The 24,094-nt window shown below is 39.5% G+C and carries 27 protein-coding genes and 1 pseudogene; 1 reads left to right on the top strand and 27 read right to left on the bottom strand.

The genetic code is table 11. The features are described 5' to 3' along the window. Positions 1–4: 4 nt before the first annotated feature. The 25 genes from trpA to HOO54_RS11190 form a co-directional block, all read right to left on the bottom strand. Positions 5–817, bottom strand: a complete 813-nt coding sequence (gene trpA, locus HOO54_RS11310) for a tryptophan synthase subunit alpha (protein WP_172295278.1) — start codon at positions 815–817, stop codon at positions 5–7. Beyond that, a complete protein-coding gene (trpB, locus tag HOO54_RS11305) occupies positions 810–2,012 on the bottom strand; it encodes a tryptophan synthase subunit beta (RefSeq protein WP_172295276.1) in 1,203 nt (400 codons plus the stop codon). The genes trpA and trpB overlap by 8 nt, the downstream gene beginning before the upstream one ends. Beyond that, positions 2,012–2,650 (bottom strand): phosphoribosylanthranilate isomerase, encoded by a 639-nt coding sequence (locus HOO54_RS11300; protein WP_172295274.1) that lies wholly within the window; start codon positions 2,648–2,650, stop codon positions 2,012–2,014. The genes trpB and HOO54_RS11300 overlap by 1 nt, the downstream gene beginning before the upstream one ends. Continuing rightward, complete coding sequence (trpC, locus tag HOO54_RS11295; RefSeq protein ID WP_172295272.1) at positions 2,643–3,407, bottom strand: indole-3-glycerol phosphate synthase TrpC; 765 nt, start codon at positions 3,405–3,407, stop codon at positions 2,643–2,645. Before trpC ends, HOO54_RS11300 begins: the two co-directional genes overlap by 8 nt. Beyond that, a complete protein-coding gene (trpD, locus tag HOO54_RS11290; protein ID WP_172295270.1) occupies positions 3,388–4,413 on the bottom strand; it encodes an anthranilate phosphoribosyltransferase in 1,026 nt (341 codons plus the stop codon). Before trpD ends, trpC begins: the two co-directional genes overlap by 20 nt. Next, on the bottom strand, positions 4,385–5,902 hold the full coding sequence (gene trpE / locus HOO54_RS11285) for an anthranilate synthase component I (RefSeq protein ID WP_172299497.1): 1,518 nt from the start codon (positions 5,900–5,902) through the stop codon (positions 4,385–4,387). Before trpE ends, trpD begins: the two co-directional genes overlap by 29 nt. A gap of 246 nt (positions 5,903–6,148) precedes the next feature. Next, positions 6,149–6,532 carry a chorismate mutase gene (gene aroH / locus HOO54_RS11280; protein WP_172295268.1) on the bottom strand — a complete coding sequence of 128 codons (384 nt, stop codon included), beginning with the start codon at positions 6,530–6,532 and terminating at the stop codon, positions 6,149–6,151. Continuing rightward, a complete protein-coding gene (gene aroB, locus HOO54_RS11275; RefSeq protein WP_172295266.1) occupies positions 6,529–7,617 on the bottom strand; it encodes a 3-dehydroquinate synthase in 1,089 nt (362 codons plus the stop codon). The genes aroH and aroB overlap by 4 nt, the downstream gene beginning before the upstream one ends. Continuing rightward, entirely contained in the window at positions 7,617–8,789 is a 1,173-nt protein-coding gene (aroC, locus tag HOO54_RS11270) for a chorismate synthase (protein WP_172295264.1), read from the bottom strand. The genes aroB and aroC overlap by 1 nt, the downstream gene beginning before the upstream one ends. A gap of 71 nt (positions 8,790–8,860) precedes the next feature. After that, on the bottom strand, positions 8,861–9,628 hold the full coding sequence (locus tag HOO54_RS11265; RefSeq protein ID WP_172295262.1) for a CheR family methyltransferase: 768 nt from the start codon (positions 9,626–9,628) through the stop codon (positions 8,861–8,863). 129 nt (positions 9,629–9,757) lie between these two features. After that, positions 9,758–10,204, bottom strand: a complete 447-nt coding sequence (gene ndk / locus HOO54_RS11260; RefSeq protein WP_172299495.1) for a nucleoside-diphosphate kinase — start codon at positions 10,202–10,204, stop codon at positions 9,758–9,760. 245 nt (positions 10,205–10,449) lie between these two features. After that, complete coding sequence (gene hepT / locus HOO54_RS11255; protein ID WP_172295260.1) at positions 10,450–11,412, bottom strand: heptaprenyl diphosphate synthase component II; 963 nt, start codon at positions 11,410–11,412, stop codon at positions 10,450–10,452. Between the two features lie 27 nt (positions 11,413–11,439). Then, positions 11,440–12,138, bottom strand: a complete 699-nt coding sequence (locus HOO54_RS11250) for a demethylmenaquinone methyltransferase (RefSeq protein ID WP_172295258.1) — start codon at positions 12,136–12,138, stop codon at positions 11,440–11,442. A 4-nt stretch (positions 12,139–12,142) separates the two neighbouring features. Further along, a complete protein-coding gene (locus HOO54_RS11245) occupies positions 12,143–12,919 on the bottom strand; it encodes a heptaprenyl diphosphate synthase component 1 (RefSeq protein ID WP_172295256.1) in 777 nt (258 codons plus the stop codon). Positions 12,920–13,037: 118 nt separating this feature from the next. Further along, positions 13,038–13,268 (bottom strand): trp RNA-binding attenuation protein MtrB, encoded by a 231-nt coding sequence (mtrB, locus tag HOO54_RS11240; protein WP_172295254.1) that lies wholly within the window; start codon positions 13,266–13,268, stop codon positions 13,038–13,040. A gap of 24 nt (positions 13,269–13,292) precedes the next feature. Then, on the bottom strand, positions 13,293–13,865 hold the full coding sequence (gene folE, locus HOO54_RS11235; protein ID WP_172295252.1) for a GTP cyclohydrolase I FolE: 573 nt from the start codon (positions 13,863–13,865) through the stop codon (positions 13,293–13,295). A gap of 187 nt (positions 13,866–14,052) precedes the next feature. Next, positions 14,053–14,331, bottom strand: coding sequence for a non-specific DNA-binding protein Hbs (gene hbs, locus HOO54_RS11230; protein ID WP_172295250.1), 279 nt, complete (start codon positions 14,329–14,331; stop codon positions 14,053–14,055). A 374-nt stretch (positions 14,332–14,705) separates the two neighbouring features. Further along, positions 14,706–16,184, bottom strand: coding sequence for a stage IV sporulation protein A (gene spoIVA, locus HOO54_RS11225; protein ID WP_172295248.1), 1,479 nt, complete (start codon positions 16,182–16,184; stop codon positions 14,706–14,708). A 189-nt stretch (positions 16,185–16,373) separates the two neighbouring features. Next, complete coding sequence (locus HOO54_RS11220) at positions 16,374–17,090, bottom strand: hypothetical protein (protein WP_172295246.1); 717 nt, start codon at positions 17,088–17,090, stop codon at positions 16,374–16,376. Between the two features lie 20 nt (positions 17,091–17,110). Further along, a complete protein-coding gene (locus HOO54_RS11215) occupies positions 17,111–17,314 on the bottom strand; it encodes a DUF2768 domain-containing protein (RefSeq protein WP_172295244.1) in 204 nt (67 codons plus the stop codon). 498 nt (positions 17,315–17,812) lie between these two features. After that, positions 17,813–18,853, bottom strand: coding sequence for an NAD(P)H-dependent glycerol-3-phosphate dehydrogenase (locus tag HOO54_RS11210; protein WP_172295242.1), 1,041 nt, complete (start codon positions 18,851–18,853; stop codon positions 17,813–17,815). 15 nt (positions 18,854–18,868) lie between these two features. Continuing rightward, on the bottom strand, positions 18,869–20,179 hold the full coding sequence (gene der, locus HOO54_RS11205) for a ribosome biogenesis GTPase Der (protein ID WP_172295240.1): 1,311 nt from the start codon (positions 20,177–20,179) through the stop codon (positions 18,869–18,871). Between the two features lie 129 nt (positions 20,180–20,308). Further along, positions 20,309–20,503: a capping complex subunit for YIEGIA gene (locus HOO54_RS11200; protein WP_172295238.1), complete on the bottom strand. Its 195-nt coding sequence runs from the start codon at positions 20,501–20,503 to the stop codon at positions 20,309–20,311. Further along, positions 20,500–21,399 (bottom strand): YIEGIA family protein, encoded by a 900-nt coding sequence (locus tag HOO54_RS11195; RefSeq protein WP_172295237.1) that lies wholly within the window; start codon positions 21,397–21,399, stop codon positions 20,500–20,502. The genes HOO54_RS11200 and HOO54_RS11195 overlap by 4 nt, the downstream gene beginning before the upstream one ends. Next, positions 21,396–21,998 (bottom strand): YphA family membrane protein, encoded by a 603-nt coding sequence (locus HOO54_RS11190; protein WP_172295235.1) that lies wholly within the window; start codon positions 21,996–21,998, stop codon positions 21,396–21,398. The genes HOO54_RS11195 and HOO54_RS11190 overlap by 4 nt, the downstream gene beginning before the upstream one ends. Before the next feature lie 71 nt (positions 21,999–22,069). On the opposite strand from HOO54_RS11190, the gene HOO54_RS11185 reads away from it, so the two are divergent. Next, on the top strand, positions 22,070–22,201 hold the full coding sequence (locus HOO54_RS11185; RefSeq protein WP_172295233.1) for a YpzI family protein: 132 nt from the start codon (positions 22,070–22,072) through the stop codon (positions 22,199–22,201). Positions 22,202–22,560: 359 nt separating this feature from the next. Here HOO54_RS11185 and HOO54_RS24270 read toward each other — a convergent pair. After that, a pseudogene (locus tag HOO54_RS24270) lies at positions 22,561–22,813 on the bottom strand (transposase); the annotation flags it as partial. Between the two features lie 226 nt (positions 22,814–23,039). Further along, on the bottom strand, positions 23,040–24,089 hold the full coding sequence (fni, locus tag HOO54_RS11180; protein WP_172295231.1) for a type 2 isopentenyl-diphosphate Delta-isomerase: 1,050 nt from the start codon (positions 24,087–24,089) through the stop codon (positions 23,040–23,042). Positions 24,090–24,094 lie beyond the last annotated feature (5 nt).

The following is a 24,094-nucleotide window of genomic DNA, read 5'->3' as shown; positions in this document are numbered from 1 at the left end:
ATGGTCACCTCTGGTTTGCAATGTACGACGATGGGCTAAATGTTTTAGCATATTCTTCAAACATGTTTAAGGCTTGTTCTCTTGTCTCAGGCGAGATAAGATCATCTTTTAGCTCCTCTATTTTTTTGACTAGAGCGCTTCCGACGACAACACCGTCTGCAAGTTCATTCATCATTTTGACATGTTTGGAGCTTGATACTCCAAAACCGACAACGACAGGTACAGTACTTATTGCTTTGACTGACCGGATAAAGGAAGAAATAGAATCATCGAATTGATTCCGCACGCCTGTCACGCCGAGCGAAGATACACAGTATACAAACCCTTTAGCCTGCTCAATAATTTGCTGAATTCGGCTTTCACTTGTCGGTGCAACAAGGGAAATATAAGTAATGCCTTGTTCTTCGCAATTCCTTCTCAAAATGGCGCTTTCTTCAAACGGCAGATCTGGAACAAGCAGTCCATCTATTTTATTTTGTTGCAGTAAAGCGAAAAAGCGTTCTGTATCTAATTGTAACACAGGATTATAATACGTAAAGAGAATAATCGGAATATTGACACCATTTTTTTTCATTTCACCTGCAAGCTTTATCGTTTCAATGATGTTCATCCCGCTATCAAGCGCTCTTTTTGATGCTCGTTGAATAACAGGACCATCTGCTAAGGGATCAGAATAAGGGACACCTAATTCAAGTACGGTTGCCCCTGCTTTTTGCAGCGATTTCGCCAATTCTATCGAAATTTCATATTGCGGATCACCGGCTGTTATGAACGGCACAAAACATTTCTCAAACGGCTGTTTTTTCAAATTAAACATCTTGACTCACCTCTTTTTCCAACACCTTCATTAAAGTGTGGACATCTTTGTCTCCTCTGCCAGAAAGGCAAACAAGAATACTTTTGTCACTTCCCGTATTTTTCGCGATTTCAAAAGCTTTTGCCAAAGCATGGGCAGATTCAATTGCCGGTAAAATCCCTTCTGTTTCAGCAAGCAGTTTTAAACTTGAAATGGCTTCATCATCTGTCACCGCTTCATATTGGACACGTCCACATTGATGAAGGTGTGCATGTTCTGGTCCAACTCCAGGATAGTCGAGTCCGGCTGATATGGAATATGGTTCAACAATCTGACCGTACTCATCTTGAAGCAAATAAGTTAAAGAACCGTGGATCACCCCTTTAGAGCCTTTCGTAATTGTTGCGGCATGATTTGGTGTGCCAATTCCTTTTCCAGCCGCCTCAACACCGATCAACTGAACAGGTTCATCGATAAATGCACTGAACATGCCAATCGCATTGCTTCCACCTCCAACACAGGCGATCACTTTGTCAGGAAGAGATTGTTCCGTTTTATAAAATTGAGCCTTAGCCTCATCACCAATGATCCGCTGAAACTCCCGGACCATGCATGGATACGGATGTGGACCGACAACAGAGCCAATCATATAAAAATGATCGCGACAATGTTGGACCCAATAACGAATCGCTTCATTTGTTGCATCTTTCAATGTTCCATTTCCACTCGTTACCGAAACAACTTTAGCTCCTAATAGTTTCATGCGAAATACATTGAGTGACTGTCTTGCCACATCTTCCTCACCCATAAAAACAAGGCAAGACATACCAAACTTTGCAGCAACAGTTGCAGCGGCAACACCGTGTTGCCCAGCTCCAGTTTCAGCAATTAATTTTGTCTTACCCATTTTTTTGGCAAGTAGCGCTTGGCCAAGAGCATTATTAATCTTATGTGCACCAGTATGGTTTAAATCTTCTCTTTTTAAATATATTTTCGCTCCACCTAAATGGTTTGTCAGTCGTTCTGCAAAGGTCAATGCCGTCGGCCGTCCCGAATAGTCATATAACAATTGTTGATAATCCTTTTCAAACAATGGATCGCTTTTTAGTTCCATAAACGCTGTTTCAATCTCTTCTAATGGCTGCATTAAAGTTTCCGGGACAAATTTTCCTCCAAATTGGCCAAACCTGCCCTGTTTGTTCGGATATTGATACATTACATAAACACCCTTTCTTCGAAAAGGCTGATCAGCCTTTCACTTTTTTGACCTTTCTCTTCAATTCCGCTTGCCAGATCGATGCCTGGCGGCTGCCATTTTAACAGATTGGTTACGTTTTGGGGATGAACACCCCCGGCGATAAATAATCGTTTTCTTTCTTTTGCTGCTGTTTCTTTATAAACAGGAACGTGCTCCCATGAAAAAGCTATACCAGATCCTCCCCTTACCCCATGCACAGACGAATCAATGATAAATCCGTCTACAGTAGAAATGAGGTTGTTCATGGTGTGGATGGTACCATCTTCATGAGGAAGAGCCTTCCAAATCTCACAATCTGTCAAAACGCCTAGTTGTTTAATATCTTCTATTGTTTCATCCCCATGAAGCTGAATCACATCTAAAGGAACGGTTTTAACAGTCTCAACAATAGTGGCGGTTGACTCATTCACAAAGACACCGACAAGTTTTTTGTCTGCTAAATCTACTTGTTTACACCACCTGTTCACATCAAGGGGGTGCACAGATCGTTTACTCTCTGCAAAAATAAAACCGAGGTAATTAGCTAGAGAACGAGCTGTCACCTTTAAATCGTGTAACGAATGAATCCCACAATATTTCAGACTTGGTCTAATCATCGTTTATTTCACCGAATAATTGATTGACTGCGGTTTGCTGAGATGGTTCTTTCATCAGTGATTCACCTACAAGAACAGCTTGTGCACCGCAGTTTTTCACAAGAATCAAGTCCTCTTTTTTGCCGATCCCGCTTTCACTAATAAGAATTGTACCATCAGGAACGAGTTTGGCGATTCGTTCTGTTTGGCTGATGGAAGTTTCAAAGGTTTTCAGGTTTCGATTGTTCACACCGATAATCTCAGGAATAAACAACTTTAAAATCCCTTCAAGAGTCTTTTCTTCATGAACCTCAACTAAGACATCCATTCCTTTTTGAACAGCTTCTTCATACAGTTCATAAAGCTTACTCGAGTCAAGTGCTTCACCAATCAGCAAAATCGCATCGGCTCCGATTCGATTTGCTTCTTCAATCTGAACTGAATCAATAATAAAATCCTTACGTAATATGGGTAGTGAAACAACACGTTTAACTGCTGTCAAATATTCGTTCTTCCCTTGAAAGAAATGTTCATCTGTTAAGATTGACAAACAATCAGCTTTAGCCTGTTCGTACTGTTTGGCAATTTCCACAGGATCAAATGACTCTTTTATTAATCCTTTTGATGGCGAAGCTTTTTTTACCTCCGCAATGAGAGCGATAAACCGCTTCGGGGAAAGGAGCGCATTTTTAAAAGAACGTTTTGGCAGTTTTACATCCTCAGGTAATTCAATTTTTAACAGCTCTGCTCGTTTTCTCTCAATCATTTGATCCAACATAGCGCTCTTCCTCTCTTTTTAACTGGAACAGCTGGTGAAGAGCTTTTCCTTTTTCAATCGTCTCAAGAGCAACTGCTACGCCCTCTTTTAAACTAGACACCTGGTCTGCTACATATAAAGCGGCTCCTGCATTAAACGCGGCGATATGAAGAGCAGACTCTGAACTGTTTTGTTTGAAAATATCGATGATGACTTGACCGCTTTCTTCTGCTGTATTGACTTGAATGTCTGCAAGGTTACCAAACGACAGACCAACGTCATTTGGTTCAACAGTATACTCGAACCGTTTACCTTCCTTTAATTCAATCACGTTTGTCGGTGATGTAATCGAAAGTTCGTCAAGACCGTCCCTGCTTGAAACAAATAGAACATGCTCTGGGTCGAAAAACGCTAACGCTCCAGCCATCAACTTCGCTTTTTCGATTGAATAAACACCGATCACCTGACGCTTGGCATTCATCGGGTTGCTAAGCGGACCGAGTAGATTAAATACGCTTCTAAAACCGAGGTCTTTCCTTATTCCCGCCACATGCTTCATAGAAGGATAATAGCTTGGTGCGTATAAAAAACCCATATTATACTGTTCTATGCTGCGTTTTGTTTCTTCAGGTGTTGTCTGAATGTTCACTCCAAGATATTCAAGTACATCTGCACTTCCACTTTTCGATGAAACTGAACGATTTCCGTGTTTGGCAATCTTAGCACCAGCGGCAGAAGCAATGATAGCAGCTGCTGTTGAAACATTGAAAGTAGAAAGGCCATCACCTCCTGTTCCACACGTATCAACAAGGCCTTTTGGTCCTTCTATTGTCAATCCCTTCTCCCGCATTGTTCTGACAAAACCGATCACTTCTTCGACTGTTTCTCCCCGGTAAGAAAGAACAGAAAGCAGTCCACCTGTTTCAGCCGGACTCAATGAACCGGCCATCATCATGTCCATGATCTCTTTCGCCTCAGTTTCACTCATTGTACGCCCGTTAACGCAAGATTTCAGCAGTTCGTTCATTTCCGTACCCCTCTTTCCCCAGAAAAATCTTTTCTGCAATTTGGATCGTCTTGAGCAATGCTTTGGCTTTATTGAATGATTCTTCCCATTCCTTTTCAGGGACCGAATCCGCAACAATCCCAGCTCCCGCTTGAATCGTCGCCAACCCGTCTTTGATACTCATCGTCCTGATTGTGATGCAGGAATCGATATTTCCGTCAAAGCCGATATATGCGATACAGCCTCCATATGTCTCTCTTGGCGTTGGCTCAAGCTCGTTCAGAAGCTGCATGGCTCTTATTTTCGGAGCACCTGTTAAAGTGCCGGCAGGAAACGCGCTCATTAAAGCATCAACCGGATGAACACCTGTTTTTAAAGTACCGGTGACGACCGAAATCATGTGCATGACATGGGAAAATGATACAACCTTACCGAAGTCATTCACTTTGACAGACCCGTATTCAGCCACTCTGCCAATATCATTTCTAGCTAAATCAACAAGCATACAATGCTCCGCTTTTTCTTTATCATCAGCTAAAAGTTCTTTTTGCAAACGCTCATCTTCAGCCTGGTTGGTCCCCCGTTTTCTTGTCCCTGCAATCGGATGAATTTCGAGATGTCCATTTTGAACATGAATCAAACGTTCCGGTGAACTCCCAACAAGTTCACGATCAGGCAGCTTGATATAGTACATATATGGTGAAGGATTCACCAATCTCAGCACTCTGTATAATTCAAATGAACTGACTTTCACCGGAATTTTAAACTTTTGAGACAATACCCCTTGAAAGATGTCCCCGGCTTTCATATATTCTTTCAACCGCTCAACACCAACTAGAAATTGTGATTTTTCATGTGTTGATTGAATGTTTTCATCACTCAATGGTAAGTCATGGTGATGAGCAAAAAATAATTCCTTTGCTGTTTTCCGGTCGCTCAAATTCTGTTTAAGCTGTTTCAGTTCCTGCTTTACATTTTTAAAAATCCTGATCTTTTCTGTTTCTGTTTCAGTGCCATTAAGCCTCGCATAATGAATCAAGTGAACCTTTCTCAACTCATGATCATAGGCAACCATCTTTCTACAGACAAATAACAGACATTTCTCAAAATCGGTGTCATCTTTATGTTTCGCAATAGATGGTTCAACAAGGGACATAAAATCACAGCTTAAATATCCTACAGCCCCGCCGACAAACGGAATTTCTAAATCAGGCGTCTTGATTAAGCATGTATGTGACATCCATTCAAGAACCCTTTTTAATTGTGAAGCACTATAAAGCTTCTGCTGATCTTGATCATATACGTGAACTTGACCGTTTTTCTCTTTAATCGTCATAAATGGATCAAGACCGATAAAAGAATATCTCGACCAGACCGAAGAATCATCTCTGCTTTCAAGCAAGTATACGACCTCATTCTCTAGTTTTTCGACGACTTGAATCGGGGTTAGTGTATCCACAACATAACTTTCAACAATAGGAATCGTTCTGAAATGTCGAGTGTCCTCCATAAACGAGGAAAAGTTATTCAAAGTTTCTCTCTCCTTTTTGTAGGTGAAGGAGAATGAGAAGACAGCATGAGAGGGAAAAATATTTGCGTGAAAGTAAACAAACCCAAAAGACGATGTCTTTTGGGTAGAATGAATAAACGTTTTGTACTCAGCTCATCTAAAAACTCATTCTCAAACTACCCTAGTCTCATCTCAAACTAACCTTTATACACACTCCTGTGTATTTCTAAGGTTCTTATCATCGTATTATAATTCAGTCTTTTTTGTCAATGATAAATCAGGTCTTAGGGAAACGGCATTTTCTAAATAAACATGGCAGATTTCATTTTGCCGTTTTTCAGTTTGCACAGTCATCATGACGCGAATGCACTGTTTCAGACCATGAGTTACATCCATTTCCTGCATGCACATGACAGAGACGTACTGCCAACCTTCAAACATTCTTACGACTTTAGCCGGAAAAGCAGCGTGAAGATCAGGTGTGGCCGATATCAAAATGTGGACCACTGTTTCTGGTTTCACTTGATTTTCAATGATCATGTTGTCAATCAGTTGTTTTGTCTTTTTCGTTATGTCTTTTTCTGTATCGTGTTCAACAGTGGTTGCTCCACGAATACCGCGAATCATCATTCAATCTCCTCCATTCTCCAGACATTCAGCCATCGCTCAATCTCTTCAGCTTTAAAAGAGTGCAGACTGACTTTGCCGATCTGGTCAAGCAGGACAAACTGAATGATTCCTCCACGTGTCTTTTTATCACTCATCATTCGATTGACCAACGATTCTGTTGATACTTCCCGTTTTAATTCCACTGGAAACCCAAGTTTTCCCAACCAGTTCTTAATATGTTTCCGGTCAAGTGGACAATTCAAAACCTGTTCACTGACAAACAAAGCAAACTGCATACCTAATGCCACAGCATCACCATGTGTCATTTCGCCATAACCGTACTCAGCTTCAACAGCATGGCCTAATGTATGACCAAAATTTAAGTAGGCTCTGATTCCTTCTTCTCGCTCATCTTTCGAAACGATTGCTGCTTTAATTGAAACGCCTTTATATATCATGTCATTCAGTTGTTCAGTTGAGATTTTTTCAAGTGAAGCAATTGTAAAAAGATCTTTTAAAAATGATTCATCATGAATAAAGGCATGTTTGATAACCTCTGCAAGTCCTGATCTCATTTCTTTGTCGGGTAGAGTTGCAAGACACCCTGTATCATAAATAACAGCTTTTGGCTGATGAAAAGCACCTACTAAATTTTTACCGAGCTGGTGGTTGATTGCGACCTTTCCCCCGACTGCACTATCATGAGCCAGCAATGTTGTTGGAAATTGAAGATAATCGATACCTCTCATAAAAGTTGCTGCGACAAAACCAGCAAGATCACCGATGACACCCCCGCCAAGAGCAATCATACATGATGAACGATCAAGATGAAACTCAATCGCTTCTGTCTGCAGCTTCATGAACATATCAATGGATTTGGCTTGTTCGCCGCTAGGGACAGTCACCTTTTTGACAGACCAATGGCTATGTAGCAGATTAAACAGCTCTTCCCCATAATGTTTATCAACTTCATCATCAGTAATCAAGAGAAGCTTTGTCATCGGCAAATGTAAAGATGACAGAAGTTCAACTGCATTTTTCCTAATGCCTTCACCAATAAAAATCGGATAAGTCAAAGAGGCTGTTTCAATTTGAAGTGATTTCATTAAAACTCCCTCGCCAATTCTCTCATTTTCTCAACATTTTCAGCGATCCGCTCCATTTGATCAACGCCAAATTGATCGACGATTGCACTCGCAATTTCCCATGCTACAACGGCTTCGGCCACAACGCTTGCCGCTGGGACTGCACAAGAATCTGAACGTTCAATGCTGGCACTGAACGGCTCTTTCGTCTCAATATCAACACTTTTTAGCGGTTTATATAGAGTTGGGATTGGCTTCATCACACCTCTGACTACAATTGGCATACCGGTTGTCATACCGCCCTCTAGTCCTCCAAGTCGGTTTGTTGCCCGTGTATATCCTTTTTTATCGTCCCAAATAATCTCGTCGTGAACTTCACTGCCGTTTTTTCTTGCTGCTTCAAAGCCAATTCCGAACTCAACACCTTTAAAAGCATTGATGCTCAAAATCGCAGCGGCAAGCTTGCTGTCGAGTTTGTGATCGTAATGAACATAGCTACCGAGCCCAACAGGCACCCCTTCTACAATGACTTCAACGACTCCACCAATCGAATCACCATGCTCTTTCGCTTTGTCAATTGCAGCCATCATATCTTTCCCAGCTTTACCATCAAAGCATCTGACAGGTGAGTCTTCTGTCACTTTTTTCAAGTCTTCGATTGAAGTGTAATTTGTATGTTCTGCCTTTATTCCGCCAATTTCCAAGACATGCCCTGCCACTTGAATACCAAGCTCAGACAAGATTTTTTTGGCAACCGCACCTGCAGCAACCCGGACAGTTGTTTCTCTGGCTGAAGAACGTTCGAGTACATTTCGCATATCCCTGTGACCATATTTAATCGCACCGTTTAGATCAGCATGCCCTGGTCTCGGTCTTGATATTTGCCGCTTCATTTCTTTTTCTTCTTCTTCTGAAATCGGTTCTGAGCCCATGATTTTAGTCCAGTGGGCCCAGTCTTTATTTTCAACGACAAGCGCAATCGGAGATCCGAGAGAACGACCATGCCTGACACCACTTGTAATATTCACCTGATCTTTTTCAATTTGCATACGCCGGCCGCGGCCATATCCTTTTTGCCGTCTCAAAAGTTCATGGTTTATATCTTCTTTCGTGATCTGCAGTCCTGCAGGGACTCCTTCAATAATCGCTGTAAGCTGAGGACCGTGAGATTCACCAGCTGTTAAATATCTCATGATTCCAATCTCCCTTCATCACATTAACGCTTTTAAGTAAAACTATAACACACCCCTTATACAAAAGTCAGCTAACTTTTTTGATAGAAGAACGTATCTGTTGATTTAAAGCCGAATTTTTCCGGATTAAAAATTTGTTCTGTACTTCCCACAAATAATACTCCATTCTTTTTCAAACTACGGCTAAATTTGTGAAAAATCGCTTCTTTTGCTTCCTCGGTAAAATATATCAATACATTACGGCAAACAATGATATCAAACTCTGTTTCATATCGATCTGCTAATAAATTGTGTTTTTGGAACTGAATATTTTTTCGGATGTCATCTTTAACGGTATAATAACTTCCGTTTTGTGTAAAATATTTTTCTTTCATCGCTTTCGGAACTTCCTGCAAGGATCTTTCCTGGTAGATTCCTTCTTTAGCCTTAGCTAATACTTTATCATCAATATCAGTTGCAATAATTTGATAATCGGTCAGATCTGATTGTTGGCTTAAGATCATTGACAATGTATATGGTTCTTCTCCCGTTGAACATGCCGCACTCCATACTTTGAGTTTTTTGGTTGGTTTTAATAAGGGAAGAATTGTTTTTTCAAGTACATCCCATCTTTTATAGTTTCTATAAAATTCAGAAACATTAATTGTCATTCTATCTAACGTCTCCTGAAGAAGACTGTCATTGTTTTCAAGTGCCACTGCAAATTCCTTAAAATCACGGTAGCCCTTTTTAGCATAAAGAGAAGCTAACCTTCTTTTCATTTGGGTTTCTTTATATAAAGTTAAATCTACACCAGTTATATTTTTCCATTTATCTACAAAGAAGTTATAATTGTCCATGTCTTCTCTCCTCATTCACTCATGATGATATGTGTACAATTATAGCCTGTTTTCATAAAAAATTGTATATTTAACGTAAAAACACTTGCTTCCTTAATATGGGAAACAAGTGTTTTTTATGTTTCAATTTTAATAAATCCATTTATTGATTAATTTTTCTTCCTCAACAAGCTCCTCTTGTTGAAAAAACAAATTAACTTCTCGTTCAGCACTTTCAGAAGAATCTGACCCGTGAATGATGTTCTTTCCAACAATCATCCCAAAATCGCCGCGTATTGTACCAGGTAAAGCCTCTTTAGGATTTGTTTTACCAATGAGCTGTCTGGCAATCGAAATCGCATCTTCACCTTTCCATACCATGGCAAACACTGAACCTGATGTGATAAAGTCAACAAGTTCGCCAAAAAAAGGTTTTTCCTTATGCTCTTGATAGTGTTTTCCAGCTGTTTCCTCGGATATCTTCATTAGTTTTGCTCCGATTAACTGTAAACCCTTTTGTTCAAACCTTGCTAAGACTTCACCGATAAGCTGACGCTGAACACCGTCAGGCTTTATCATCACAAACGTTTTTTCCATCATCAATTCTCCACCCCACTATATGTATAGGCTTTCAAATACTACATCGGAAATATAACATTTTTCGAACAATTAATCAATAAAGGGCATTTAATATTCATGGTATAGATTCATTTGTCTAAATTGAGCACCCCACTTACACATCTATCACCATTCCATTGCATAAAGGTCTTCCAATTTAGTTGAAACAAAAAAGCGAATCATCGCATCACCCTATAAAGGTGCGCAATTTCTCGCTGATTAAGCTAAAATCTTCGTTTACCAATATATTTTGCAATTTGAGAAAGTGTTATTCGCGCTCGGTTCTTCGGCAATGTTTCAAGAAGGCGAAACGCTTTATTCAAATACATTTCACTTACTTTAAACGACTTTTCAATCGAATCGGTTTTTTTCAGTTCTTCAATAATAGGCTTAATTTGCTGTGGAGTTGTTTCACTGTTGACAAGTTTTAATTTCCCTTTAAGCTCAGGGAATTGAAGAGCAAATAACACCGGAAGTGTAACATTTCCTTGCAGTAAGTCGCCTCCCACCGGTTTACCAAGCTCTTTTTCACTTGAAGTAAAATCAAGAATATCGTCAATAATCTGATAAGACATTCCTACATAATAGCCGAACCAGTAAAGGGTTTGATGCACTTTTTCAGTCGTTCCAGAAGCTACCGCACCCAGCTGACAACTGGCTGCAATTAATAGTGCCGTTTTTCGCTTGATCCTTCTTAAATAGGTTCTGAGATTTTGCTCCATATTATATTTATCTTTAATTTGTTCAATTTCTCCAAGACACACGTCAACAAGAGCTTGTGATAAAATTTGATGGGCTTTTGGTTCGTTTATTTTGGTCATCGATTCAAGCGAGCGGGCAAATAAGTAATCTCCTGTATACATCGCAATTCGATTATCCCATTTTGCTTTAATTGTCGGTTGTCCTCTTCTGAGCTCGGCGTCATCTATGACATCATCATGCACGAGTGAAGCCATGTGCATCAACTCTAAAGAAACAGCAACATTTTTTATCTTATGAATATCATAATCTCCAAACATGCCGCAAAGTAGGACAAACACCGGTCTAATCCGTTTACCTCCAGCCTGCAACAAGTGAAGGCTGGCTTCACTTAATAAAGGGTAATCAGAATGCACAGTCTTTTCAAGTTCTTTTTCTATTAAATCAATATCTTCGTTTAAAAAAGAATATAACGTTGTTAATTTCATATTGATTTCACCTAAGTCCTATCAGCATCATCGCTTCCAACCGACATGTGTAGCTGCTACACCGCCTGTGAATGCATGATATTGAACATTTTCTAATCCTGCCTCCTTAAATAAATCGGCAAGTTTCTTCATACCAGGGAATTCCCTTGCTGATTCTTGAAGCCAAGAATATTCTTTAAAACTTTTTGCAAATAGCTTTCCAAATACCGGCATAAGAAAACGGAAATAAATGTAGTACAGCTGCTTAAACCCGAATATTTCCGGTTGAGACGTTTCAAGACATACGACCTGTCCGCCGGGTTTTACCACTCGCGTCATCTCTTTTAAGACGGTTAAATAATCTGGAACATTGCGAAGTCCAAAACCGATGGTGACGCAATCGAACGTATCATCAGGAAATGGCAACTCCATTGCATTTCCGTGAAGCAGTTCAACCTGTCTGTAGTGTTCAGTCTTTTCCTTTGCAACCTTAAGCATATTTTTACTGAAATCTAACCCCTTAATCTCGCCTGTCTCTCCGGTAGCATCAGCAAGCGCAATCGTCCAGTCACCTGTTCCACAACAGACATCAAGCGCTTTAGCTCCTTTTTGAACATTCATCATCTTCATCGTTTTGTCACGCCATTTTTTATGCTGTTTAAAACTGATAACTGAATTCATCCGATCATAATTTTGAGATATTTTTTCGAAAACCCCGTGTACACGCTGTTCTTTAGATTGCTCCATGATATTACCCTTCTTCCACTTTCTGATGATAGGTTCGCTTTTCAGGCTTAATCTCCTGCAAACGATCCAAGAGCCATTTCTGAACGCCAGGTTGTTTCACAAGGTATTGGCTGATCTCAACTTTTGCTTTTTCATAAGCCTCTTCAGCTAATTGCTCACATATAGCCTGATCCGCTGAGAATTCCTCTTGCAAAATCGTCTCGACTAATCGTGAATTTGTTTGTTTCGCTTCAACAACAAGCCGCTTAAACACAAGAAAGTCATTGGCAACAGACTTCCAATGAGGTAAGTGAAAATGGTCAGCAAGATGATGGAAAAGTGAAGCTTCGACTATGCTGATGCTTTTCTTAAGGCTATCTAAGTCTTTTGTTGAATGATCGTAAATTCTTATTTTATGTTCATTTATTTCTTTAATTGCGGCAGCAAGCATCCGGATCATATAAATATCCTTCATACCCGATAACAGAGAGTAGTACATGCCGCTAAAGTAATCCCCTGCTAAAACTGTCAGCTGACGATTTTTATTGTCATCCTGTCTAATTGAAGCTGCTGTTGTCACTTCATCATGGGTATCAAGGGCTGTCTGAACAAGCATCGCCGTTAAAATGTAATTCTCCTTGTCAGCTTCTTTTAAATCTGTTTCATCAAACAGAGCATTAAAAAGAAACAGCTTATCCTCATCTACCTTCGGTGCAGTCAGATGCTTAGCTAGATATGGATGTGACAGTTTTTGATTCAGCTTCATTTTTAAATGTGATAAATGTCTGTAGATGTCTTGCAAAGATATCACCCTTGTCCCAAAATTCGCAGATTTTCTTGTGATTCGACGAAGAAAATTCAAGTATAACATAATATGATGAAATATATCGGCTTATACCTTAAACCATTAAGAAAAGCCTTTATTTTTTTGCTTCACTTTTCATCTCACCGTAGGCTGTTTGAATGAGAGCCTCTCCACGGACTTTTATAGCAGAAGTATGCTCGGTAAACTGGCAGATCATGACCTCACCTTTATCGAGTTTTTCTGAATGGTGAAACCTTGTGTCTGTTCCTCTTGTTAAACCAATCACATTGACACCGTCTTCAACGGCTTTAATGACCACAAAATCATTTAATTGATTATTGTTCATATTCGTTGCACACCTTTTCATTATTTAATCGCGATGTTTAATGAGTGCCAAAACTTCAGAGCGGGCAGCAACATCTTCTTTAAATGTTCCCCTGACTGCAGATGTAACCGTTTTTGCTCCCGGTTTTTTTACACCTCTCATTGTCATACACATATGCTCTGCTTCTACAACCACCATTACCCCATGCGGTGTCAAAGTCTCGACAATACTATCGGCAATTGTTGAGGTAATCCGTTCCTGTAATTGAGGACGTTTTGCCACTGCTTCAACCGCTCTTGCCAACTTGCTAAGACCTGTTACCTTGCCTCCTTGCGGAATATAAGCGACATGTGCTTTTCCGTAAAAAGGGACCAAATGATGTTCACACATTGAATAAAAAGGAATATCTTTAACGAGAACAAGTTCTTCATGATCTTCGCCAAAAATCGTTTTAAAGTGTTCTTTAGGGTCCTCATTTAGTCCGGCAAACACTTCAGTATACATTTTTGCCACCCTTTTCGGTGTATCAAGAAGACCTTCCCTGTTTGGATCTTCGCCAATTGCTTCTAATATAAGCCGAACTGCTTGTTCAATCTGTTCTTTATTCATTTCTCTCATGATTTTATAATCCTCCAAAAAACGCATACATTTAATACAGATTCTAGCATACTTCAGCTTCTAAAAGCAAAATGAAAGACTTTTTGACAGTCAAGTTTTAGCATCACTCTATTAAATATGAAAAGCCCCTTATAAAAGGGGCTTTTTTGTGAAGAAACAACATGGTATGTATAAATTATACATACTACTATTTTCCTGCTACAGCATCTTTAAGTGCCTTACCTGGTTTGAAAGCAGGGACTTTGCTTGCAGGGATTTCGATTTCTTCACCAGTTTGAGGGTTGCGTCCTTTACGAGCTGAGCGCTCACGAACCTCAAAGTTACCAAAACCGATTAATTGAATTTTTTCACCGTTTTTAAGTACTTCTAAAATTGTATCAAAAACAGAATCAACTGCTTTAGTAGCGTCTTTTTTAGAAAGTTCACTTGCTTCTGCAACTGCATTAATTAGTTCTGTCTTGTTCATGCCTTTCACCTCCTCCCAAAAGGGATCAATCAATAGATTATCATCATTTCTTCACAGTTCAACCTTTTTCTATACCTGTTTGAAAAAAAATTCAAATAAATATAGAAAAGGCATTTCACAGCTTTTAAAGAAAATTTCATCTCTAAAGGAGCGTTTGTCCAATAGAGTGAAGATTTTCTGTATGTAGATTAACACATATGAAAAGCCATATCAAGCATTTTAAAGCTTAGATCCCTTATTCGTCAAGGTTTAAACAGAAATGCACGAACAAATATTCCTGTTTTTACTTTTTTACTCAATATTTTTCCGATATTTCCAAATGTGAACTTCATCAAAAACAAAAAAGACCTCCCAATCTTAAGAGGTCTTCCTTTTTATAAGATAATCGCAATTAAGCCACCAGAACCTTCATTGATGATGCGTTCTAATGTTTCTTTCAGTTTATATCTTGCATTTTCTGGCATAAGTGACAATTTTGCTTGAATCCCTTCTCTGACAATCGAGCTAAGACTTCTGCCAAAAATATCGGAATTCCAAATGGACAGCGGGTCGTCTTCAAAATCCTGCATTAAATATCTGACAAGCTCTTCACTTTGCTTTTCAGTTCCGATAATTGGGGCGAATTCACTTTCTACATCAACCTTAACCATATGAATAGATGGTGCGACTGCCTTCAAACGTACACCAAACCTTGAACCTTGTCTGATGATTTCAGGTTCATCAAGACTCATGTCAGTTAGGGCTGGAGCGGCAATTCCATAACCAGTTTGTTTGACCATTTTCAATGCATCTGATACTTGGTCATATTCTGTCTTTGCATAGGCAAAATCCTGCATCAGTTGTAACAAATGATCCTTTCCTCTAATTTCGACACCAACGACTTCTCTTAAGATTTGATCGTATAAATTATCTGGAGCATACAAGTCAATTTCGGCAATTCCTTGCCCCATCTCAATGCCAGCAAGGCTTGCTCGCTCAATAAAATCAAATTCGCTGAAATGGCCGACAACACGATCGACATCTCTTAACCTTTTAATATCTTTGACGGTTTCTTTAACTGAATCCTGATAGTTTTCACGAAGCCAGTGATTTTCTTTTAGAACCATCACCCAGCTAGGCAGGTTAACATTGACTTCAAGAACGGGAAACTCATATAGTGCTTCTCTAAGCACACTGAGGACATCAGTTTCTCTCATGCTCTCAACGCTCATTGCAAGAACAGGTATATCATACTTCTCCATCAATTCATTTCGGAGTGCTTCTGTTTCAGGATGATGCGGTCGAACGGAATTGATCACCATGATGAATGGTTTCCCTACCTCTTTAAGCTCATCGATCACTCTTTCTTCAGCTTCAATGTAATCCTGTCTAGGAATTTCCCCGATGCTGCCATCAGTTGTAATGACAACACCAATTGTTGAATGCTCCTGAATAACCTTTCTCGTACCGATTTCAGCTGCTTCATGAAATGGAATCGGTTCTTCATACCAAGGTGTGTTAATCATTCTCGGACCATTCTCATCTTCATAACCTTTTGCACCAGGAACTGTGTAGCCGACACAGTCGACAAGCCTTATATTCACATCAAGTCCATCACTGACATGAACTGACATCGCCTGGTTTGGAACAAACTTCGGTTCAGTTGTCATAATCGTTTTACCGGCAGCACTCTGAGGAAGCTCATCTTGTGCCCGCGCCCGGTCTGCTTCATTGTTGATATTTGGGAGCACCACCAGCTCCATAAATTTTTTAATAAACGTAGATTTTCCTGTACGTACAGCACCCACGACACCTAAGTATATATCGCCTCCTGTTCGTTCAGCGATATCCTTGAAAATATCGACCTTTTCCAAGTGATCCCCTCCCGGACTTCCAATCCTTGTCAAATTTTTCACTACTTCACCAATCAAAAACAGGACACTACATTGTATGACGTTGTCCTATTTCAATATGACAGCTTTAAGTAAAGTTTCTCTCGCCATGCATGAAAAAACCTTTCTCCTAATTGTATGCAGAGGAGAAAGGTTCATGACAACTTCTTTTCATTGTAAAAAAACAGGTTCCTGTTTGTCATTTACAGTGTATTTGACTGAAAACGCTGGAACAAACGGAGTTTCCTTCCAAATCAAGTCTTGGATTTGTTCACCGGGTTTTATTTTTTTTCGAGATTTTTTAAGTAGTGAGGCTAAATCAAGGCGGTAATCCACTTTGATCTCCCCTTTTTCATCAATGAGAAGCGGCAAGGAGGTGCCTGTTAGCGGACTGGTAACAGATGGTGCCTCTTTTAACCCTAATTTATGATAATCAAGCATAAATAAATGTTTAGAAACCACTTTTTGATATGGCGGATAACGATGCTGTTGTTTATACATATCCACTCGAAGTTTCAGGTCGCTGATCGTTTCAGACATTTTGACATCAATCAGTTTAACTGTCGGTTTTTTTTCTACATCTACTAAAACATATAAATATTCCCCTCCATTTTCATAAGAAGTGCCCGGTGGTTCTTCTAAATAGCGAGGTGTCAATCTATTAAAATCGATAGGATATTTTTGATAGACTGGAACAGACATATCCCTTGTTTTAATTGGCAGAAGCCCTCCTGTCGCTTCTTTAAACTTATCTACCGCTGCTTGTACCACAGCGAGCTGATTTTGGTAGGAAACATTGTTTTGTGACTTTCTTTCTTCAGGGTATAAGCATCCGCTTAAAATAGATGCTGTAAACAGGAATGTAATCAGCACATGAAATTTTTTCATATTCATCTTCCTTTTAAACATTAATCATTGACAGGACCACTGAAGACAACAATAAAGACAATCACTCCAGAGACAACCATACATGAATAAGCCAAACATGATATAAATATTTTGAAAAAACGGTTTTTCAATCTATATCTGCTGATGTAGATGGCGATCACCGCTAAAAACATTAGTCCCATTGATCCCAAGGCAAACCACATTTTTAACAGACCAAGACTCACACAAAAACCCTCCTTCTTTATTTGCGCCTCCCACAGTTAAAGCCGCCTTACGATGCGACGGTTGGGATTCTTGAATGACTACACGTTCGCAGTCCATTTCTGTTTTGAACAGCCTTCTTCAAAATAAGCTGTCTCAAGATGGCTGATTGATGATGACGATTGAATATTTATGGCACCGCCTAAATCCTTATGTTTTACAAATCAGATTTCAAGTTCGAGAAATCTGTAAGCGCTATATTTCATTTTATATAAGAAAAACCAGAACTTCAACAAAATTCCCAATTTTATATCACTATAAAAAAAAGCCTGAAGCAAAGAGGGGGACTTTGCTTCAGGCTGACACTTAAGACTATAAAACCCAATGTTTAGATACAGCTCTTCTAGACTTCGATTGTATTTTATGCAAGTCTTCGGACAAATGTATCCTCTCTTGCCTAAGTCACCAAAATGTTTCAGCTTTTATAACGAACTTTAGGAAAGAGTCTGTACAGTCTCTATTTATTTCATTCGATTTTCAAACGTGTTGACAATATCTTCCATTTCATGAGTTTTCACTCTTGCCATCAATCCTTCGACAGCTGTCTCAACTTTTTTACCATCAAACAATACTTTATGCAACGCTTCAGTGATCGGCATTTTAACATGATATTTCTGTGAAAGCTGGTATGCGGCTTTTGTAGTGCGTACCCCCTCAACAACCATGCCCATTTTTTCAAGCACTTCTTCAAGTTTACAGCCTTTACCTAGCATATTACCGGCACGCCAATTTCGTGAATGGACACTTGTACATGTTACAATAAGGTCTCCAATTCCCGTCAGACCAGAAAATGTTAGCGGGTTTCCGCCCATCTTTGTTCCTAAACGAGCGATTTCTGCCAAACCTCGTGTAATCAACGCAGCTTTTGCATTATCACCATAACCTAAACCGTCTGTAATACCAGCGGCAAGCGCAATGACATTTTTCAAGGAACCTCCTAGCTCGACTCCGATAATATCAGGATTTGTATACACCCGAAAGTTCTGATTCATAAACATATCTTGTATCGCTTGTGCATTTTCAATGTTGTTTTGTGCAGAAACTGTCACTGTTGTTGGATGGCGCAAGCCTACTTCCTCAGCATGACTTGGACCAGAGAGAACAACAATGTCTTTTCTAATATCTGCTGGTATTTCTTCTTCCATCATTTCTGAAATTCTTAGCAGTGAGTCAGGCTCAATCCCTTTAGAAACATGAACAAAAATGATTTTTTTCTTAATGAAAGGCACTGCTTGTCTAAGTACTTCGCGAATTGCTTTTGTTGGTATAGCTATAATCACGGTGTCAATACCGGTTAGTGCCGCCTGCAAATCCATTGTGGCGTTTACTGTTTCAGGTAGCTTGACACCTGGCAAATAATCGCTGTTTTCATGCTGTTCATTGATTTGCTGAATTTGTTCTTCTCGATTTCCCCATACCGTCACATCATAACGGTTATCTGCTAATACGAGTGATAATGCTGTTCCCCAGCTTCCAGCTCCAAGAATGGTTACTTTTTTCATTTCCTTACACCTCTTTTATTTTCTTGCTCTTGCGAAAATTTTGATGGGTGTTCCCTCGAATCCGAACGCATCACGGATCCGATTCTCTAAAAATCGCTCATAAGAAAAATGCATAAGCTCGGGATCATTAACAAACACAACAAAAGTCGGCGGCTTGATAGCCACTTGGGTCGCATAATAGATTTTTAAACGTTGTCCATTATGAGTCGGCGTTGGATTCATCGCTACCGCATCCATGATAATATCATTTAAAATATTGGTTTGAACCCTCATCGAGTGGTTTTCACTCGCGGTAATGATTGCGGGCATCAATGTATGGATCCGCTTTTTCGTTAATGCTGACATAAATAAAACTGGCGCATAATCTAAAAATTGAAAGTGGTCTCTTATATTTTGTTCAAATTCTTTCATCGTACTTTCATCTTTTTCAACCGCATCCCATTTATTCACAATCACCACAACGGCTTTCCCTGCTTCATGTGCATATCCGGCAATTCGCTTATCCTGTTCAATAATACCCTCTTCACCGTCCAACACAACCGCAACAACTTCTGAACGATCAATCGCTTTTAAAGCTCTGAGCACACTATATTTTTCTGTTGACTCATAGACTTTTCCTTTCTTTCTCATCCCAGCAGTGTCAACAATGACAAAATCGCGTTGATTGTATGTAAACCTTGTATCAATGGCATCACGTGTCGTCCCAGCGATATTGCTGACAATCACGCGATCTTCCCCAAGCATGGCGTTCACAAGCGATGATTTTCCCACATTCGGCCGGCCTATCAGACAAAATTGAATCACTTCATCTTCATATTTAGTCTCAGGTATGTTTTTAAAATGTTCACTAACAGCATCAAGTAAATCGCCTAATCCAAGTCCATGTGTACCTGAAATCGGGAAAGGTTCACCAAAGCCGAGTGAATAAAAATCATAGACATTTGCTCTCATTTCAGGATTATCAAGTTTATTAATCGCAAGAACAACAGGTTTTTTTGTTCGATATAATATTTTTGCCACTTCTTCATCTGCACTAGTGACACCTTCGCGTCCATTCGTCATAAAAATAATGACGTCCGCTTCTTCCATAGCGATTTCAGCCTGATGTCGAATTTGTGCTAAAAACGGTTCATCACCAACTTCAATTCCCCCGGTATCAATCAGATTAAAATCATGATTCAGCCATTCGGCAGAACTATATATCCGATCCCGGGTCACACCAGGTGTATCTTCCACAATTGAAATTCTTTCGCCTGCAATCCGGTTAAAAATCGTAGACTTCCCAACATTGGGTCTTCCAACTATGGCTACGACAGGTTTTCCCATAGAACCCTTCCTTTCAATTCTCTTCGAAGCATTTTCTCATCAATGTTCAGAAAGAAGCCCTTCTTTTTCTCAACACAGAAGGGCTTAACTAATATATTATATCAATTTCTAAGAAGATCACAACTGTAATTAAAAATGTTTTACAATCAAGTAGAGGTCATCTCCAATTCCGTGGGCAATTCCATCAAGAATTGCTTCAAGACTTTTAGCATACGTATTCATTTCTTCTTGACTATCACAAAAAAATACTGCTGTACCTCCAATGATCCGATCGCGTTTCGTTGTGACGACTGCTAGTATATATTTCTCAATTGACTGACTCATCGAATCACCTTTTTATGCTTTTCATTGATAAACTCCATCGGCATGCGGATCGCATTTTCAAGCGTCGGTACATTTCCAATGACCTTGATGGCTGTTTCCTTATCCTGTATAGCAGGTAAAACAAAGACCGCAACTCTTCCATCATCTATATCCCTTTTCGCCAAAGGTGTGAGAGCTGGTTCGCCAGTATCCCGGTAAACACCAAGCACATTAGAGACATCAAACAAAATCGCCTGCCTCTGACCAAGGTTTGCGATCGTTACCGCAGCATTAAAGTTTTTCGGCTTCAAAATAAACCCCATACCGTGTTCAAGAATGAGCTTTTGTTTCTCAGGAAGTCCGATGTTCATAATATAAATATCTTCCACATAAAGCCCCTTCCCATCAAAATGTGGTTTTTTATATTCGATATCAACGATGTCTTTTATAAAACTGCCTGACATCAAAACTTTCCCTGCAATTAAACACAACAATGCCATTACTAATCCCGCCCAGATCGATGAGAAGATAATGTAACTTAAAGTAGTCAGAAGCGACGTAAATATTACAATGTAATTCCGACTTTCAAAAGCGATCGCAATCCCTTCAATATAAGTGCTGCCTCTTGAAACAAGTTCATACCCATCTAATTGTGTCAAAGTTTCTCGTTCCATATTGCGGACATCCCTGAATTGACTTGCAGCCAACGTTAAGAATGTGATCGCAGTATAATCCGATTTTAATATAGAAGGTATGATGATCGAACCAATACTTGCAGCAATAAGTGCCAGCGCGATATGTATCGTTTTGCCGTGCAGATAAGTGGGATACTGGCGGTAATCCGTTCTTAACATGTACAATCTAACAACAATTCCAGCAAGAATGCCTAAGATAATCGGATAGGTATACTGACTCATGACATTTTTGTTGCTCCTTTATTGATTCGTTTCCGTTTTTGGTAAATATACTGCATAAGCTGTTCATATTGGGAAATACCCCAAATTAAAACGACACCCCCCGAACACATTGATAGCCAAGTGAATCCCCCGACCATCACATCTGCATAAATCTTCTTGAGTACAAGAGCATATAAAAACTCTCCTTGACACATGCCAAGAGTAAACATCACTAAGCGGTTAACAAACCTTTTTTCAAAAGCCACCGTCAGCATGACAAATAGCATAATGATCAACCACTCAGGTTTTAGGATAAACCAAACTGGATCATATAATGCAAAAAGAAAAACAAAACCATAAGCAAAAACCATTGTTAAGTGAATAAATAATCGTCTTATACTTTTATATAGTGAAAAATACCCCCCCAACACATATCCACCTGTATAAAACAATAAATAAGCAACATTAAAAAACAAAATAATCTTCAACTGATACATACTTAATGTGATGTTGAGCAAAATAAAAGCTGAGGTCAAGAGACGGGTTTTATTTTTCTCAAGAATAAAAGTTGTCAAAACCCACATCATCCACATTGACCAAAAATAGTAGAACTCATCCATTTTTTCAACCTCCATTATGAAGTATTGGATGACAAAAAGGTTTTTAAACGTGAAACAAGGAGTGAACAGAAGTGGGAAAAGATCGGCAGGAAAAAAAATTAAAAAAACAGCGGAGAACTGAATCTGATCGTGATCAGTCAATCGAGCACAATGGTGCTGCTTCTTTAGAAAGTGCTGAAGAAGCCAGAAAACGGAATTCTTAAAAGATGTAGGGGCTGTCCTGAAAGTCGTGTGGATAAATAAAAATTGGGGAATTTGCTAGCTTTCCGCGGGAGTCTCGCAATTCCCCCTGATTTATGTTGAAAAAGGACTTTTTAGACTGCTCCTTTTTTTATTAGGTTATAGCTCCTTCGGTTCGTTTTGAGATTTTAAACAAAATCAAGGGGACCTGCTGAAAGTCGTGTGAATGAATAAAAATTGGGGGGATTTGCTAGCTGATTCATGTTGATAGAGATTTTTTGACAGTACCTTGTTTTGCGGCGGAAAGCCTTTGTTACCAGCCCCGGTCCTAAAAGAGGTTCCTTTCTGCACCACATCCACTTACTCATTTTAAAGAACTACTTTATTTCTTCCGATTTTTCTCTCCCGTAGATGGGGCGTATGCTTCAAACAATCTGCTATGATAGTCATCTTTTAGCTGATTTCTAGGTATCGACGTAGAAACCTCGACACTTGAATTTCCGATTCCCGCATCAATATTTCAAGTTGGTATGTCGATCAAGTATTATCAGATTGCTTTTTCCTTTTAAGTAACCAATGAATTGAGAGATACTTCATTTTGGCGGGATACTTACTAACATATGGATGTGATCTTGCTTTATGGATGATGACACCTTTCCGTTCCGTATAAATATCTTATTTTTTGCCTAATGTTCTTCTATATTTTCCACAAATCATTTGTCTTCTGTACTTTGAGACAAAAACTAAGTGATACTTTGTGCTTCACGAGGGCATACATTCTTAGATAATGTAGCCGGAGGTTTTGCAAGTCATTAAAAAAACGGCATGAGTTCTGGCGTGAACTCATACCGTATAAAATATTTAGCGCCTGCTATACTTAGAAGGATCCATTCCCCTCATTTTTAACCAATGATACGTATCCCCTTTTAAGACAAGAGTGGTCTTTTGAAGGTCTTCGATCGTGTTCGATCCTAATACAGTCATAATTCTCTTCAAATCTTTTATCACATGTCCAATTTCTTCAATTAAAGCGTCTTCACCAGACTCTTTCAGTACTTTTAGAAAATAGCCAGCCATACCAGCTGCAGATGCTCCTAAAGCGATTGATTTCGCCACATCAAGAGCATCATGAATACCTCCTGATGCAATGATCGGATGAACTGAACAGGCAGAACTAACTTCTGCGACACTGCTGGCAGTTGTAATGCCCCAATCATTGAAAAAATCAATTGTTTTTTTTCTGCGTGAATTTTCTATTTCTGAGAAATTTGTCCCGCCAAAGCCACCGACATCTACAGCAGTCACACCTGCACGAAACAGTTTTGTTGCAGTTTCTTTGCTCATTCCAAAGCCGACTTCCTTAACAGAAACAGGCACCCTGACTTTTTGACAAATCTCCTCGATTTTGTGCAAACGACCAGAAAAGCAGCGATCTCCTTCAGGCATGACGATTTCCTGTACAACATTCAGGTGAATCTGAAGCATATCTGCTTCAATCATGTCGATTGCCTGTTTCGCCTGCTCAACCGTCGCTTCACTGCCGAGATTGGCAAAGACAAACCCTTTAGGATTTTCCTTTCTGACAATCTCATATGAGGGGCGCTCATCACGATTTTTTATTGCAGACATTTGCGAGCCTACTGCAATCGGTATATTTGTTATAGCAGCTGCTCTTGCTAAAGCCCTATTAATTTCAAGTGTTTGTTGTCCGCCGCCTCCTGTCATCGCATTGATAAAAATAGGCGAACTTAGAAACAGTTCGCCTATCTTGGTTGATATATCAACTTGTGACAATGCCGTTTCCGGGAGGCTGACATGAACAAATGTAATATCATCAAATCCTGTCAAACGGTTTTGTTTTGTTTGCAGGGCATGTTCAATATGCTCTTTTTTTCTCTCGGCTCGCGTCACATTTA

This window comes from Bacillus sp. WMMC1349 (assembly GCF_013155385.1).
Classification (GTDB): domain Bacteria; phylum Bacillota; class Bacilli; order Bacillales; family Bacillaceae; genus Bacillus.
Note: the sequence above shows the minus strand (reverse complement) of the source record. Positions and strands in the feature narration are given on the sequence as shown.

Bases quoted from the DNA above. Each gene is read 5' to 3' on its own strand.
- trpA (WP_172295278.1), bottom strand. From the start codon at position 817: ATGTTTAATTTGAAAAAACAGCCGTTTGAGAAATGTTTTGTGCCGTTC.
- trpB (WP_172295276.1), bottom strand. From the start codon at position 2,012: ATGTATCAATATCCGAACAAACAGGGCAGGTTTGGCCAATTTGGAGGA.
- HOO54_RS11300 (WP_172295274.1), bottom strand. From the start codon at position 2,650: ATGATTAGACCAAGTCTGAAATATTGTGGGATTCATTCGTTACACGAT.
- trpC (WP_172295272.1), bottom strand. From the start codon at position 3,407: ATGTTGGATCAAATGATTGAGAGAAAACGAGCAGAGCTGTTAAAAATT.
- trpD (WP_172295270.1), bottom strand. From the start codon at position 4,413: ATGAACGAACTGCTGAAATCTTGCGTTAACGGGCGTACAATGAGTGAA.
- trpE (WP_172299497.1), bottom strand. From the start codon at position 5,902: ATGGAGGACACTCGACATTTCAGAACGATTCCTATTGTTGAAAGTTAT.
- aroH (WP_172295268.1), bottom strand. From the start codon at position 6,532: ATGATGATTCGCGGTATTCGTGGAGCAACCACTGTTGAACACGATACA.
- aroB (WP_172295266.1), bottom strand. From the start codon at position 7,617: ATGAAATCACTTCAAATTGAAACAGCCTCTTTGACTTATCCGATTTTT.
- aroC (WP_172295264.1), bottom strand. From the start codon at position 8,789: ATGAGATATTTAACAGCTGGTGAATCTCACGGTCCTCAGCTTACAGCG.
- HOO54_RS11265 (WP_172295262.1), bottom strand. From the start codon at position 9,628: ATGGACAATTATAACTTCTTTGTAGATAAATGGAAAAATATAACTGGT.
- ndk (WP_172299495.1), bottom strand. From the start codon at position 10,204: ATGGAAAAAACGTTTGTGATGATAAAGCCTGACGGTGTTCAGCGTCAG.
- hepT (WP_172295260.1), bottom strand. From the start codon at position 11,412: ATGAAATTAACAACGTTATATTCTTTTTTAAACGAAGATATTGATTTA.
- HOO54_RS11250 (WP_172295258.1), bottom strand. From the start codon at position 12,138: ATGGAGCAATCTAAAGAACAGCGTGTACACGGGGTTTTCGAAAAAATA.
- mtrB (WP_172295254.1), bottom strand. From the start codon at position 13,268: ATGAACAATAATCAATTAAATGATTTTGTGGTCATTAAAGCCGTTGAA.
- folE (WP_172295252.1), bottom strand. From the start codon at position 13,865: ATGAGAGAAATGAATAAAGAACAGATTGAACAAGCAGTTCGGCTTATA.
- hbs (WP_172295250.1), bottom strand. From the start codon at position 14,331: ATGAACAAGACAGAACTAATTAATGCAGTTGCAGAAGCAAGTGAACTT.
- HOO54_RS11220 (WP_172295246.1), bottom strand. From the start codon at position 17,090: ATGAAAAAATTTCATGTGCTGATTACATTCCTGTTTACAGCATCTATT.
- HOO54_RS11210 (WP_172295242.1), bottom strand. From the start codon at position 18,853: ATGAAAAAAGTAACCATTCTTGGAGCTGGAAGCTGGGGAACAGCATTA.
- der (WP_172295240.1), bottom strand. From the start codon at position 20,179: ATGGGAAAACCTGTCGTAGCCATAGTTGGAAGACCCAATGTTGGGAAG.
- HOO54_RS11200 (WP_172295238.1), bottom strand. From the start codon at position 20,503: ATGAGTCAGTCAATTGAGAAATATATACTAGCAGTCGTCACAACGAAA.
- HOO54_RS11195 (WP_172295237.1), bottom strand. From the start codon at position 21,399: ATGAGTCAGTATACCTATCCGATTATCTTAGGCATTCTTGCTGGAATT.
- HOO54_RS11190 (WP_172295235.1), bottom strand. From the start codon at position 21,998: ATGGATGAGTTCTACTATTTTTGGTCAATGTGGATGATGTGGGTTTTG.